The sequence below is a fragment of the Schlesneria paludicola DSM 18645 genome (genome assembly GCF_000255655.1).
Classification (GTDB): domain Bacteria; phylum Planctomycetota; class Planctomycetia; order Planctomycetales; family Planctomycetaceae; genus Schlesneria; species Schlesneria paludicola.
Map to the genome: position 1 here is coordinate 2,234,172 of NZ_JH636434.1, position 13,857 is coordinate 2,248,028.

Genomic DNA, 13,857 nt, shown 5'->3' on the forward strand with positions numbered 1-13,857 from the left:
GTCAAGCCGCGGTAAGGGACACTGAATTCGGTGCTGTGTCTGGTACTTGCAAGATTATCCTCAGGGCTCGTTCGTATGGCTGTAAAGCTGAAGTCAAAACACAAGACCCCTGACGCCTGGCGTTTTCGGGATGCAGAGAAACCACTGCGCGCCGAGGCCTACAGCGGCGATCACTTGGCCGCGCACGCGCGCGACTTGGCGGTGCTCTTGAAATGCAAGACATCCCATCGCGGGGCCCCAGGATTCTTCAAACGTTATGCCGACAACGCAGAATTCCTTCGTGATTCAATCGCGATCGTTGCCGCAGGCGCACGTGAGGGCTTGGAGCTACAGCCCGAAGCCGAGTGGCTGCTCGATAACTTCTACGTTGTTGAAGAGCAACTCCGTGAGATTCGCGACGATTTGCCGCGACGATACTTTCGCGAACTTCCCAAAACGGCATCTGGCGAACCGCGTGTCTATGCACTGGCCGTTGAGTTGGTGATGCACACCGACAGTGTCTTGGACGAAGAGAGCATTGTCCGTTTTGTCAATGAGTTTCAGACGGTTGCCGCCCTCTCGATGGGCGAAATCTGGGCTGTGCCGATCATGTTGCGATTGGTACTGACCGAGAATCTGCGCCGCATTGCGGCTCAAATGCTCTGCAGTCACGCCAGCGAGCGGATGGCCAGTCAAATTCTGGAAACCTGGCCCGAAGGCGAAAGCTGCCCTTTTAATCTCTCACCGATTGACGAGTGCCGCAGTCTGATTTTCCACCTGATCGACAAGCTTCAACAGGATGGCGCGTCGAATCTGGAACGGATTCGCGAGCTGGAACGCGGCCTTGCCCGCCATGATTTGACGATCCAACAAACCGTCCACTTGGAACATCAGCGGCAAGCCAGCAGTCAGGTCTCGATTGGCAACGTCATCACCAGTATGCGGTTGATCACCGCCATCGATTGGGTGTCGTTTTTCGAGCGCACCAATTTATCGGAACAGATTCTTCGATCTGATCCGGCGGGTATTTACGGCCGCATGGATTTCGAAAGTCGGGACCGATATCGGCATGTCGTCGAAGACCTGACGGAAGGCTGCAACCTGACCGAAGCACAGGTGGCCGAGACGGCTGTGAAACTCGCCGAGAAGCATGATTTTCAAACCGACACGCGATCACACGTCGGCTATTGGCTGGTGGACCGAGGACTGGATGAACTTGAAAAATCGATCCACTATCGTCCCAAGTTCGTCTCGTTGCCGTCGCGCTGGCTGAAACGCCACCCGGTCTTGACGTATCAGGGCGGCATTGCGGTCTTGATGATCGCGGTGATCGCCGCAGGCCTCTGGCAATTGCGCTCTCCTGGTGTGACCCCGCTTTGGTTCGCCCTTGTGGGCCTTCTGGCGATTTTGCCCGCCAGCGAATTGGCCGTCGGTCTGATGAACACGCTCGTCACGAGCTGGCTTCGTCCCAGGTTGCTGCCAAAACTCGATTTCAGCACCGGCATTCCCGCCGGCCATCAGAGCATTGTCGTGGTCCCGTGCATGCTGTCACGTCGCGGCGAAGTCAAATCGCTGCTCCAGCGTCTCGAGATGCACTACCTTGCGAATCCCGATCCTGCATTGTCGTTCGCACTGCTGTCTGACTTCCCAGACGCTGCTCAGGAAGTCTTGCCATCGGACGCGGCCCTGCTTGCCCAGGCATGCACTGGCATTCAAGAATTAAATGCAAAGCACGCCATCCATGAACGGGGTCCGTTCTTTCTCTTCCACCGTGCCAGGAAGTGGAATGAACAGGAACGCACCTGGATGGGGTGGGAACGAAAACGCGGAAAGTTAATGGAGTTCAACCGCCTGTTGCGCGGCCACGACGGGACGAGTTTTGTCGTTCAGGAAGGGGACCTGAAACGACTTCTGCCTGAATCGGGGCGTGGGCGCACGCGTTACGTCATCACGTTGGATGCAGACACCACACTGCCTCATGATGCCGCGCGGCGTATGATTGAAACGCTCGCCCACCCGCTGAACGTTGCCGTCTTCAATTCCGAAACGCATCGCGTCACTTCGGGCTATGTCGTATTGCAGCCGCGTGTCACCGTCAATCTGGCGAGTGCCGACAACTCACGGTTCGCGCAGGTTTTCGCAAACAATCCGGGACTCGACCCGTACTCCACATGCGCCTCTGACGTGTATCAGGATTTGTTTGGCGAAGGCAGCTTTACGGGCAAGGGAATCTACGAAGTCGATACCTTCGAGCAGGCCCTTGCCGACGCGTTTCCCGAGAACCAAATCCTCAGTCATGACTTGATTGAAGGTTGTCATGCGCGCGTGGGTCTCGTTTCCGATATCGAACTCTTCGACAACTATCCCGCAAAATACGAAGCGGATGTGAAACGCCAGCATCGCTGGGTTCGTGGCGATTGGCAGATCGCGACGTGGCTGCTGCCCTTCGTTCCCTGGGCCCATGGATGGCGGGCGAATCGCTTGTCGTTCTTGTCACGATGGAAGATCTTCGACAATTTGCGACGCAGTCTGGTCGCACCTTCGCTGATGCTGTTCCTGCTGACGGGCTGGTTCGCGTTGCCTCGGGCCGCCTGGATGATCACAGGCGGGGGAATGTTGATCCTCGCATTCCCCATGCTGGCCCAATTCGCGATGGCGCTTCGAAGCTGGCCGCGAAATTCTGCAGTCTCTGACTATCTGCAGGTGATCTGGAAAGACCTGAAGCGGTCTTCGCTTCAGACATTTCTACTGACCTCGTTCTTGCCCTTGAAGGCGTGGTCGATGGTGGATGCCATCGTACGCACTCTGTTCCGAATGACCGTCTCTCATCACAAGCTGCTGGAGTGGGCCACTGCGGCAGATGTCGAACGACAGCTTGCCCAGAAAAGGAAAGCCTCTCTGTTGCAGTGGGGGCTCGTACCAGGAGTCACGCTTGGGATCGCGTTCCTGCTGAGGCCAGAGGCGCTCGCGGGAGCCCTTCCATTCCTGGCGCCGTGGCTCGTATCGCCATTGCTGCTGCGTTGGTTGGATCGACCACCTCGGGTGCGAGAAGAATCCGCGTTGGCCGTCGGTGATCGACGCCAGTTGCGAACGGATGCTCGTCGCATCTGGGCCTTTTTTGAAACATATGTTGGACCGCGCGATCATTGGCTTCCGCCTGACAACATCCAGGAATATCCCGAAGAAAAAATTGCACATCGAATCTCGCCCACCAACGAAGGGCTGTACCTCGTTTCGGGTCTTGTCGCTCGCGACTTTGGATATCTCTCGATCAGCTCGCTCGTGGAAATCTGGGAGCGGAATCTGGCGCAATGGCAAACCTTTGATCGATACGAAGGACACTTTTACAACTGGTACGACACCGCCACACTGGAGGCATTGCTCCCGCGCTATGTTTCAACCGTCGACAGCGGCAATCTCGCCGCGTGTTTGCTGACGATTGAACGTGGAGTCGAAGAACTGCGCCGCGCTCCGATCGTCGACGCATTCCTGCAAGCGGGCGTGGAAGACACGGTCGCCATGATCATTGAATCCGCCGAACAGCTTGAACTGACTGCGGACAAGCGAACCCACGATGCGTGGCAACATTTCGCAAACGTCTTGTCACAACTACAGATTGCGAAATTCCATTTCGCGAACGATCCACGGCAATGGCTTCTCGCGGCACAGCACTGGCAAACCATACGTCCGCAAATTGCGGAGAAGCTTGAGCCACTCTCGATTGCGTTGCACGGCACGAGCCCAGCCCTGTTGTCGCAGGTTCGGTTGTTGCTCGATTGGCTGACGAATATCAGCCAGGAAATCGAAGCTTTCTATCCATGGCTTCCTCAATTGCAGGCAGACATCGTCACTTCAACCCCAACGGACGAAGGAGCACAGCATCGATTGCGATGGCTGCCCGTCGACTCGGAATGCGAATCGATCAGTGAAACGTTGTGGAAGCAGCTTTCCGCGGCGAGATCGCCAATCGACGTGCAGCAGCTTCTCGAAAAAGTCCGGCCGGTGCTGGACGAACTTCGAAACATCATCGAAACCCGCGTCGTGGCCGAGAACCGCCAGCAGTCTCTGGATTGGCTTGCTGAACTTACCAACCACATCCGAGAGGGCGCCGATTTCGCGGAATCACTAGACCATCGATTGCGTTCGGTCGCAGCCCAATCGGAAACGCTCGCGATGGCGATGGATTTCGGCGTGCTGTTCAACCCCCAACGAAAGTTGTTCTCCATTGGATACAACATGGAGACGGGACGGCTGGATGGATCGCACTATGACATGCTGTGTTCCGAAGCACGGCTCGCAAGCTTCCTCGCAATCGCCAAGGGCGATGTCGAGTCACGTCACTGGTTCCGACTGGGCCGGCAAATGACGTTTGCGGCGGGGCAGCTGTCGCTTCTGTCGTGGGGCGGCACGATGTTCGAATATCTGATGCCTCATCTTTTTCAGAAGACGTATACGGATTCGATTCTGGCCCAAAGCTGCCGTGCCGCGGTGGCGCGGCAGAAAGAGTACGGACGACAACGAGGCGTCGCATGGGGCATTTCGGAGTGCGCCTTCGGTGCCTTGGCGGCGAACAGTGACTATCACTATCGTTCGTTTGGCGTACCAGGGCTGGGGCTTAAGCGCGGCTTATCCAAAGATCTTGTGATTTCACCCTACTCGACATTGCTCGCCCTCGATTTCGATTCGCATGGTTGCGTGTCGAATCTGCAGCGGATTCGTCGTGAAGGCGGACTTGGACTGTGGGGTTACTACGAATCACTGGACTACACGCCCGAACGCGTTCCCGCCGGAAAACGAGCCATCGTCGTCCGCTGCTATATGGCTCACCACCAGGGAATGAGCCTGTTGTCCCTGGGCAATTTCCTGAAGGGAAGCGATACCCGGCGACGATTCCACGATCATCCATTGGTCCGCGCCACAGAGTTGCTGCTGCAGGAACGTACTCCGATCACGATGCCAAAACTGGAAGCGCATGCTGACGAACAAACGCCCGCGCCAGAACATCAAATTGAATCCGACATGGTCAGTCGCCGCATTGTTGGTGTGGCCACTGCCGTTCCCCGACTGCAACTGTTGTCGAACGGGCAGTACCATGTCATGGTGACGAGCACCGGTGGCGGCTACAGCCAGCATCAGTCGCTGGGCGTCACACGCTGGCGTTCGGACGCCACACGAGATCACTGGGGGCAATTCCTTTATTTGCGTGATCTTGGAACCGACGACGTCTGGTCCGCGACCTACCAGCCCACATGCGTCGAGCCGACACGATACGAAGCGATTTACTCCATCGACAAGGCCGAGTTCTTCCGCCGCGACGGATTCATCGACACCCACCTCGAAATTGCCGTTTCGCCGGAAAACAATTCCGAAATGCGGCAACTGAAGATTACGAACACAGGGCCGGCACCGCGCGAGATCGAGGTCACCAGCTATGCGGAAGTCTCGCTGGTGGAACCGAATGCCGACCTGTCGCATTCCTCGTTTCAAAAGTTGTTCATCGAAACAGAATACGTCGCCGACAAGGCGGCGCTACTGGCACGACGTCGTCCCCGCGATGCAAAGCAGCCGCCGATTTTTGCGGTTCATGCCTTGTCGGCAAGTTCGGAGGTCATGGCAACAATTCAGTACGAAACTAGCCGGCAAACCTTTCTTGGCCGAGGACGCACCCCGCAGTCGCCTGCGGCACTTGATCCCGACACCGACCTGTCAGGAACTGTCGGGGCCGTGCTCGATCCAATCTTCTCGTTGCGCTGCCGAGTGACCATTCCGCCAGACGAATCGATTTCGGTGGCATTCACCACATCGATCGCCGCGACTCGAGAAGAGGCCATCATTCTGGCCGATCAGTACCACGAATCACGCGGCGTGCAGCGTGGCTTTGAACTGGCATGGGCCTATTCGCAGGTAGAACTTCGGCACCTTCACCTTTCCGCGGCCAAGATGCATCAGTATCAACGCCTTGCCTCGGCGATGCTGTATCCAGACCGCACTCGACGGCCTGCCGCGGAACGATTGCAACAAAATCGACTGGGGCAGCGCGGACTTTGGCGGTACGGCATTTCGGGCGCCGTGCCCATGATGGTGGTGTATGTCACGAAGCCCGAGCAGATTGACCTGGTCCGCGAAGCCGTCGGAGCCCACCAGTATTGGAGGGGACGTGGGCTGAAGTCGGAACTGGTCATCGTCAACGATTTCCCCGGCAGCTACCTCGACGCGATGCAAGATCAGCTTGTGGAGTTGATGCAGCAGCTGCAAATCCGACTTGATGAAAAGCCCGGATACGTCTTCATCTTACGCGGTGCCCAGATCGCCGCGGAAGACAAGACATTGCTCGAAGCTGCAGCCTCGGTCGTTTTGTTTGGTGATCGAGGACCGTTCTCCAAACAAATTGAAGTGGGAACGACACCGGCAACGCCGAAGTCCGCCAATATTCGTCTCGAGAATTCGGTGCTTGCCGGTGGTGCCGCCCGGACTCCAGCGCCGAGCGTCGAGCCCTTCAGCACCGATGGAATTCGAATCTCGGGTGCTCATCGATTCGAAACGATTCCCACGAACGAATTAGAGTTCTGGAACGGGTACGGAGGATTCGCACGAGACGGGCGCGAGTACCACATTTGTCTCAATCGACACCAATCGACACCCATGCCCTGGTCGAACGTCATGGCGAACCCCAAGTTCGGCTGCCTCGTGACCGAGTCGGGAGGTGGTTACACCTGGTTTGGAAACAGTCGTGAAAACAAGCTGACGACCTGGGTGAATGATCCCGTCAGCGACACGATGAGTGAAGCCCTGTACCTTTACGACTTCGACTCGGGAGAAATCTTTTCCCCAATGGCGGGTGTGAAACGTGACAACAACGACCATTGGGTGCAACACGGCCAGGGTTACACACGGTTCGTGCATCGCTCGAACGGACTCTCACAAGATGTCCTTGTCACGACGGCTCCTGACGAGTCGATCAAATTCATCGTCTTGACGCTACGCAACGAACGTGATCAGTTCCGCCGATTGTCGGCAACCTATTACGTCGAATGGGTCCTGGGCGTTTGTCGCGAAGACACCCAGATGCACGTGGTCACGTCGATCGACGAAAAGTCGGGTGCGCTGATGGCGACGAACGCCTACCATCCCGAATTGCCCGAACAGGCTGCGTTCCTGCAAGTCATGCACCAGGACCGTTCCTGGACGGGCGATCGTACGGAATTTATCGGCCGAAACGGCACTCCGACTCATCCGGTTGCGGTGGGACTTGGTAAGTTGTCGGGACGTACGGGCGCGGGGCTCGACCCTTGTGGCGCGGTTCAAGCATCGATCCGTCTGGGTCCGCAACAAGAAATCCAACTCGTCTTCCTATTGGGTGCGGCAGAGAATCTCACGGCGGCAGGATCACTGCTGGATCGCTACAACAGCACGACGGCAATCCGACAGGCGTGCGACGAAACTGTGTCTCGTTGGAACGAAACGCTGGAAACGATCGAGATCAAGACCCCTGATCGCGCGTTTGATCTGATTGTCAACCGGTGGTTGTTGTATCAGACGATCAGTTGCCGAATTCTGGGGCGATCGGCCTACTATCAGGCGGGCGGCGCCTACGGGTTCCGAGATCAGCTCCAGGACACGATGGCGGCGGTCTATTCTCAGCCGGCACTTGCCCGGCATCACATTCTGACGGCCGCGTCACGCCAATTCGAAGAAGGAGATGTTCAGCACTGGTGGCATCCACCCGAGGGCCGCGGAACGCGTACGCGATTCTCGGATGACCTGCTGTGGATGCCGTTCGTCGTCTGCCACTACCTGACCGTGACGGGCGATCATTCGATTCTTGACCAAGACGCATCGTTCTTGACGTCACCACTCCTGGAACCCCACGAACAAGAGCGGTACGAGATTCCTTCGGTCTCGTCACAGCGGGCGAGTTTGTACGAGCATTGTCGACGAGCGATCGAGCGTGGATTCCGTCTGGGCGTTCACGGCCTGCCGCTGATGGGCTGTGGCGACTGGAACGACGGGATGAACAAAGTGGGAGAAGAAGGTCGAGGCGAGAGCGTCTGGGTGGGCTGGTTCCTGCTGGTGATTCTCGATCGGTTCATTCCCTTGATGGAATCACGCGGTGACACCGATCGCGCGGACGCGTGGAAACATCGCTCGGCGGAACTTCGAAACGCATTGGAAGAAAATGCATGGGACGGGGAATGGTATCGACGCGCGTACTTCGATGATGGAACGCCTCTTGGATCGGCTCAGAATGACGAATGCCAGATTGACTCGATTGCACAGACCTGGTCTGTCATCGCTGACGCCGATCCCGCCCGTTCGCGACAGGCGGTTGAGTCGGTGATGAAGCGGCTTGTCCGCTGGCAAGAGGGGCTGGTTCTGCTGTTTACGCCGCCGTTCAACACGTCGAGTCTCGATCCTGGTTACATCAAAGGATACGTACCAGGGATTCGCGAGAACGGAGGACAGTACACTCATTCTGCCACCTGGTTGATTCAGGCTCTCACACTGCTTAACGATGGCGAGCGTGCGGCCAAGGTGTTCGAGCTCGTCAATCCGATCAACCATGCCCTGACCCAAGACGATGTGCATCGATATCAAGTCGAACCGTATGTTGTTGCGGCGGATGTTTACGGTGTCGCACCACATGTCGGTCGCGGTGGATGGACCTGGTATACCGGTTCGGCCTCATGGCTGTATCGTGCCGCGATTGAGTTCATTTTGGGCTTTGAACAGCACGGGCAGTCGGTGAGGTTCTCGCCAAAACTTCCAAGCAACTGGGATCACTTTGAACTGAGCGTGCGACGAGACTCGAAGTCATGGGATTTTAAGATCACACGCCTGTCCGACGGTGCCTATGAAATTCGCCTGGGACTCGACAGAACTCTGTTCGCCCCCAATGAGATGATTCCGTTGGATCGAGCACAAGCCGTGGACCGCGATCCTTCAAAAATCGCAGAGCAGTCCGGACAAGTCAGCGACGGGCAGGCCGACACCGTATCGGCGAATGGATGGCATCGTTCTCTCCAGGATGGGCAAGACCCGACTGGAAAAGATGTCGTCACGCATCACTCGTAGGAAATCGCCATGTCCAGTACGAAGAAAGTACCGGCGTAACCGTTTACAGGACGAAGGTGGGGACAGGCACATTTTCCCGGTTCAATTGGAATCCACACTACTTCGGCTTGGGTCATCCTTCCCTTTGCCGCAGGAAAATGAGCCAGTCCCCGGCCTGCGAACGATTCGAGTTCAGGCCAGAGGAGGGTGAAATCGGAACCGGGACGTTTCGTTCATCCTGCGCGCCCCGCATTCTTCATCGTGACAACGAAGTCGCACGTGCGGTCGTCAAATCGCGCCGCAGCGCGTACGTCGCTGTTTTTATTAATTTGTTGCCAAAGATCAGCCGTCCCCTCCCCCAAAAATTGAGCACTTTGATCGTCTTGATCTCCTTGCCCTTTATCGCATTGTCTCGTCAGTACTTAAGTCTGCTCATTCATTTTTTTGCGATTGAGCCTCTTGATCGCTTTGATCATCTGGCTTCCGAGGTCGTTCTTGGGAGTACTTTGACACCTGAAACTTGTCTGGACCTGCAGCTGCGCAGGACTCAACTCCGTCGATGCCGCATTGGTTCGGTTCGCGATGAATGTCGGCATGGGTGTCCACCTTCGGACGGAGAATCAGCTTGAGGGATCATTGCGCCCCGAATTGACAGCCGAGTTGAGGTCGACTGAATTTCGTGAGGGTTCACATCGTGTGAACGGTCGTCAATCTTACCGCCCCCGCCGATTGTGTCAGGACCAAATCAGACCAATGTTCCAATGGTTTGGAAGACCCGATGGGCTGAGGATGTGGACACAGTCTTGTGGACGCGCGATTCGCAGTCTGTTGAAGTAAAGGGGGGCCGGCACTTTGGTCGTCATGACATCGTGACGTTTTTTGATCTGATCGGAGCCAGTCCCCGTTACTTCAGCAATGTTATGGGCGGGCGATCAGGCGAAGATTTCGATGCCCAGCGGTGGTGCGGGGGTTGGCTCCTTGGGCAGCCACGATCCGTCGGGAAGTCGCGCAGGAAGTGGTCGCATAAATATGTATCCCACCCAGCCGAACCATCCGCTGATGCCGATCAGGATCGGCCAGAACCAGTTCTTGTTGTGAAACACGCCCACTTCTCGGCGTCGACAGGCCCATCCAGCAATCAGCCCGACAATCGTTGAGGTGGCAAGCCAAACTTGAAACGCATGCGCGAAATCCGCAGATCGCTCTAAGTAAGTCTGAGTCTTGCCGATCTCTTGCGGCAGGAATATTGGAGCGGCAACCTGGGCTCCCCAAGCAACAATCGGCGCCGGACAAACTAAGCTCGCCATGGACTGAAAGATCTGCGCATCGACGGCGTGGTAGCCGTGCAGTTTCAGCTCGACCTCACGTTCAATCAGGCCATCGGGCTTGATCCAGACAACTCGACAGTCTTCGGGATGATCGAAGACGGTTTGCTGCGGTGAGTAGACGAACACCTTTCGCCCATCCGGCAATTTATACATCGTTTCCCATGCCCCCGCCGGTGCGGGAGCGAGTGGCATCGATTTGAGCTCCCGGGTCTGCGGATCGAGTTGCAACAACTCGTCATTGGCCCGGCAGAAGATCTCGAGAGTGGTCGTGTCGCCATTTTTCCGCGTTGATCGAAACATCCCCGTTACATTGGAGCGGTCTTCGAAAATTGTCCGGACACTCCGATCTCCCAGGTGAATCTCATACAGCGTCCCCTCTGCAAACAACCAGACCAAATCGGGATCGGCATTGTCGAGTGGGACATACTGACGTTCATAGTAAAATTCGGAAGGTTCATAAACTTGCGGATCGTAATGTAGCTTCTGACTGGCAATCACGGATGCCCCCGACAATCCGGATTTCATTCGCTCTAAGCGAAATGATTCCGATTCCGGCGGGCGGGTCGACGAGAATCCATGAATGCCAATGAATCCGACCAGTGTTCTCGATCGTGCTTGATATCCAATGAAGTACGCCGTTTGATTTCGATTGGGCTCGACAACGAGATACCACGATGTCGCGGGCTTTTGGAAATCGTGGAAAGAATCAATCCGATTTCTCCAATCTGCCGGCGAGCCAGAATCAAAACGAGTCAGGCTGATTCCGCCCAAAAGGGTCGTTTCAAGCCCCAAAGTATTGACGATGGGCGAACCATCCATCCGTCGAAAAGAAATATCCTGATTGCGATTGGCATAGGTTTGGATGATCGGCTCACCGTCCTTGGAAATCCTGATGGTTTCAAAGCTGGTTTGATCAGGAGCGATGAATCGGACCACGGCGATGCCCCAGAGCGCAATTACCACATGAACCATCGCAAAGCCGATCGTCAGCCAGAGGTACATCAGGATTGAAGACAGCCATGAGCGATTCATTTGACGTTTCCTTCACACGGAAAGCATTCGGGATTGAGGCACTCGCCCGTTCTGTGGAATCAGGGGGTAACCGTTCACAGCCAGAAGAGAGGGGGACAGGCACATTTTCCCGGTACGATTGGAATCCACAGTGCATCAACTAGGGTAAGCCTTCCCTTTACCACGGGAAAATGAGCCAGTCCCCGGTCTGTGAACGGTTACGATCAGGGGTATTCGCGACTCTGTGCCGTCTCGAGAATGGAAACTAAAAGTCCCGCCGCCAGCACGCCGAAACCGAGATAGGCGACAGACGGCCAGATCGGCGCAAACCTCAAACCCAGCGCCGCCACGAGGGCGGTGATGAGGGGCCAGGAGCGCGAGCCGATCCAGTAGGCAGGCCTGATTCCCGTCAGGAACGCACCCAAGTAACACACCACAGCAAGGCCGATCGTCCGCCACCAGCCCTCGGTCATTCCCCAAAAGAAGGGGCTGGCATGTGTTCCCGGTGTGGCAGCCCACAGGCTATACACAAGCAATGGCAGTGCCGTCACCGCCAGGATCAGCAGCAGACCCGCGAGCATTTTTCCATACAGCAGTTGCCTTCGAGGCATCGGGCGATGCAGAAGAAATAGCGTCGTTTGCCGCCAGGTTTCCCAAATGGACTGGTGCAGGCCGAATGCGATCGCGGCGATGACTGCCGTCGCGCAAAAATTCGACTCGGCGTTTGAACCGTAGTAGGCAGGCAGAAAGGGAATTTCATTTCCGCGGCCTTCAGAAAAGTAGGGAATCAACGGCAGATCCATCGCCGCGCCCAGGAAATGAATTTGAACTAAAAGTGCCAAGCCCGCGTAGAGAGAGAGCTCACGCAGTTCTTTCGACAACAGTGCTGTCCACACGGTTCGTCTCCCTGTTAAAGAGCGGCATTGAACGCTTGTTTCCACGCGTGTATTCGATAAAGGCGTCTTCCAGATTGAGCGTCGTCACGTCGATCCAGCGAGGTTCGAGCGAATCGGCGATCGCTTGCTGCGTCGGGCCCCACTCGACGACGACGAGCTCCAATTCCAGGCCAACGCGTCGCCAGTTCACCAGTCCGGCGCATTCGGGGAAATCCGGCGGATCAGTGTCAAATCCAAGGACGACCTTACGAACCGATTCGCGGAACGTTTCGGTCGGACAATCAACGCGCAACACCCCACCCATCATGATCCCAATCCGGTTGGCGACACGTTCAACATCACCTAGCACGTGTGAACTGAAAAAGATGGTACGGCCGCGACTTTGGATCAGTTGAATGAGCGCTTCGAGAAAATCGCGTCGCACGACCGTATCGAGACCGAGCGTGGGATCATCCAGAATCAAGAGTTCTGGATCGGGCGCCATGGCCAGAGCGAGCGAGACCTGCGCCTGCTGTCCACGGGATAGGCGGCCACACTTTTGTTTTCGCGATAATTCGAAGTGATCGAGAATCTGATCGACGAGCGACTGATCCCAGTTCTCGTAGAACGGACGCGTGAACTGCACGATCTGTCCGATGGTCATCCAGGAATACAGCGGATGGCCTTCTGCCATATATGCGATGCGCGACCGCGTCTGCGGCGACAGGGAGGTGATGTCTTCGCCCAGCAACAAGACTCGCCCTGCGTCCGGCGGTGCCATTCCCGTCAGCATCTTGATCGTGGTGGATTTCCCGGCCCCGTTGCGACCAAGAAACCCGTAGACGCAGCCGGACGGAATCCGCAGATTCAAGTCACGCACGGCCCATTTGGGACCGTAGGCCTTCGATAGATGTTCAATCACAATCGCGTCAGAACGATTTTCATCAGACATGAGCTGTCTCTCGCAAAGATCCGCGAACTCCGTCGATTACACTCCCGCCTGCCACTGAAACTGCGCAATTCGCTCGTTGACGAGTTCCCGGACTTCGTCTGCAGTGAACCCCAAAAGCACGGCCTCGGTGAAGAAGCCATCCAACAACGCGACCAGTCGTTCCCGGCGGGCCTTTTTCGTCAAGTCGCTTCCGTACGGTGCGACGAAGACACCAAGACCATGCCGCGTGGTCAGCAAGCCGTCGCGTTCCAATTCCGTATAAACTCGAGCGACCGTGTTCGGATTGATGACCAATCGCCGCGACAAATCGCGAACCGAGGGCAAGCGGGCGTTCGGCTGCAACCGCCCTCGTGCAATCGCCGATCGAATCTGTTCTGCAAGTTGCCGGTAGATTGGCGTCCGGCTTGCCGCATCAACACTGAAGTCCATAGTCACGACTCCTTCTGTACTAACTCAGATAGTACAGTTATCAGACGCGATGTCAAGACGTCTCGTCGTATTTTGACTTTATCACGGCGAGATCTGGGAATCGCAATTCGAATGTGGCGCCAAATTCAGACTGTCGCGGGAACTTTTTTCGGCGGATTGCCGTCGAAGATGGCGGCGTCCGAGCTTGCTCGACGACCAACATGTCCTGGCATTCAATTCGACTTCCTCTGTC

Annotated in this window: 5 protein-coding genes; 1 reads left to right on the forward strand and 4 read right to left on the reverse strand. The window is 56.4% G+C overall.

The features are described from left to right. Positions 1 to 75 precede the first annotated feature (75 nt). Positions 76 to 9,051, forward strand: coding sequence for a glycoside hydrolase family 94 protein (locus OSO_RS43065; protein ID WP_010583409.1), 8,976 nt, complete (start codon positions 76 to 78; stop codon positions 9,049 to 9,051). A gap of 911 nt (positions 9,052 to 9,962) precedes the next feature. On the opposite strand, the gene OSO_RS0111050 is transcribed toward OSO_RS43065, so the two are convergent. The 4 genes from OSO_RS0111050 to OSO_RS0111065 form a co-directional block, all read right to left on the reverse strand. Next, entirely contained in the window at positions 9,963 to 11,390 is a 1,428-nt protein-coding gene (locus tag OSO_RS0111050; RefSeq protein ID WP_010583411.1) for a hypothetical protein, read from the reverse strand. Between the two features lie 203 nt (positions 11,391 to 11,593). Further along, complete coding sequence (locus tag OSO_RS0111055; RefSeq protein WP_010583412.1) at positions 11,594 to 12,265, reverse strand: hypothetical protein; 672 nt, start codon at positions 12,263 to 12,265, stop codon at positions 11,594 to 11,596. Beyond that, positions 12,231 to 13,196, reverse strand: a complete 966-nt coding sequence (locus OSO_RS47810; RefSeq protein ID WP_010583413.1) for an ABC transporter ATP-binding protein — start codon at positions 13,194 to 13,196, stop codon at positions 12,231 to 12,233. Before OSO_RS47810 ends, OSO_RS0111055 begins: the two co-directional genes overlap by 35 nt. A 36-nt stretch (positions 13,197 to 13,232) precedes the next feature. Further along, on the reverse strand, positions 13,233 to 13,625 hold the full coding sequence (locus OSO_RS0111065; RefSeq protein ID WP_010583414.1) for a GntR family transcriptional regulator: 393 nt from the start codon (positions 13,623 to 13,625) through the stop codon (positions 13,233 to 13,235). Positions 13,626 to 13,857: the final 232 nt, after the last annotated feature.

Excerpts from the sequence above, each read along its gene's own strand:
- OSO_RS43065 (WP_010583409.1), top strand. The coding sequence starts at position 76 with ATGGCTGTAAAGCTGAAGTCAAAACACAAGACCCCTGACGCCTGGCGT.
- OSO_RS0111050 (WP_010583411.1), bottom strand. The coding sequence starts at position 11,390 with ATGAATCGCTCATGGCTGTCTTCAATCCTGATGTACCTCTGGCTGACG.
- OSO_RS47810 (WP_010583413.1), bottom strand. The coding sequence starts at position 13,196 with ATGTCTGATGAAAATCGTTCTGACGCGATTGTGATTGAACATCTATCG.
- OSO_RS0111065 (WP_010583414.1), bottom strand. The coding sequence starts at position 13,625 with ATGGACTTCAGTGTTGATGCGGCAAGCCGGACGCCAATCTACCGGCAA.